This window comes from Streptosporangium sp. NPDC001681 (genome assembly GCF_040298085.1).
Classification (GTDB): domain Bacteria; phylum Actinomycetota; class Actinomycetes; order Streptosporangiales; family Streptosporangiaceae; genus Streptosporangium.
In genome coordinates, this window is the sequence record NZ_JBEOZN010000316.1 from 1 (window position 1) to 1,581 (window position 1,581).

General features: G+C 66.1%; 1 protein-coding gene. It reads left to right on the forward strand.

Annotated features, from left to right (window positions below; genetic code table 11):
- Positions 1-69: 69 nt before the first annotated feature.
- Positions 70-1,544 (forward strand): IS3 family transposase gene (locus tag ABT130_RS47570; protein ID WP_350966498.1). Its coding sequence is split into 2 segments (ribosomal slippage): positions 70-409 and positions 409-1,544, totalling 1,476 coding nucleotides; the frame shifts between segments, so codons are not numbered across the junction.
- Positions 1,545-1,581 lie beyond the last annotated feature (37 nt).

Below are 1,581 nucleotides of genomic sequence, written 5' to 3' on the forward strand. Positions count from 1 at the left end.
CCAAACTAGACAGAGGCAACAAAAAGGTACATAACTCTGTATCGAGGGTGGGGAAGGAGACATCCCTTCGTGGGAGCACGACAGCCAGACCCCGAGACCCCTGACCCGCAGGTACATGAGCAGGCCACAGCCCGCCGGTACTCCGCGGCGTACAAGGCTCGGATCCTGCAGGAGTACGAGCAGCTCGACAAGGCCGGCAAGGGCGCGCTACTGCGCCGAGAGGGCCTGTACTCCTCACTGATCTCCAGTTGGAAGACCGCCCGAGACCATGGGGCGACCCAGGCACTGGCCCGGCCGGTCGGCCGTCCGAAGGCCGACCCACGCGACAAGCAGATCGACACGCTGGAGGGCGAGGTCGAACGGCTACGCGCCGAACTCGACAAGACCCGCCAGGTGATCGAGGTGCAGGGAAAGCTCTTCGCGCTGCTGGATCAGCTCGCCACCGGCAGCGAGAACTCGACGGCTCGGGGCGAGCAGTGACCGAGATCATCCAGACCGCGCAGGCCGAGGCGATCGAGGCACTCACCCCGTTGCTCGGCCGCCGCAAAGCGTGCACGGCGGCCGGAGTGCCACAGGCCAACTGGTACCGAAACAACCGCCGCAGCCCGGCTCCGGCCCGTCCCATCACCCCGCGCAAGCCGCATCCGGCCGCGCTGTCGACCGCCGAGCGTGACCACGTCCGAGCCGTGCTCAACGAGCGCTTCGCCGATGCGGCCCCCGCCACGGCGTACTTCACGCTGCTGGACGAGGGCACCTACCTGGCCTCAGAGTCCACGATGTACCGGATCCTGCGCGCTCATGGTGAGGTCGGCCGTGATCGGCGCCCTCAGGCCACCCACCCGCCCAAGACCATCCCCGAACTGTTCGCTGATGCCCCCAACCGCGTATGGGCATGGGACATCACCAAGCTACGCGGCCCGGACAAGGGCGTCTGGTACCACCTCTATACGATCATCGACATCTACAGCCGCTGCGTGGTCGGCTGGATGGTCGCCTCCCGCGAGTCGGCCGCGCTGGCCAAACGGCTGATCCGGCAGACCACGCTCAAGCAGAAGGTCAACCGCGACACCCTCACCCTGCATGCCGACCGCGGCAGTTCGATGAAGTCCAAGACCGTGGCCGAGCTGCTCATCGACCTCGGCGTGGCCAAGTCCCACAGCCGCCCCAAGACATCGAACGACAACCCCCACATCGAGGCGAGCTTCAAAACCCTCAAATACTGCCCGGCCTTCCCCGGCCACTTCGGCTCGATCGAGGACGCCCGCGCCTTCTGCCAGACCTTCTACACCTGGTACAACCACGACCACTACCACTCCGGGATCGGCTACCACCACCCGGTCGATGTGCACTACGGCCGCGCCACCGTCGTCCGTGACCGACGCGCCCGTGTCCTGGCCGCCGCCCACGCCACGCATCCCGAGCGGTTCGCATCCGGCGGCACCCCCACCCCGCCCGACCTGCCCGGACCGGCATGGATCAACAAGCCCAAGAACGATGACACGAACGAGCAGAAGGACACACCAGAACAGCCGACACAGAATTAGCCCAGCTCAACTGCCTTGATCAAATTGACAGGTTCCG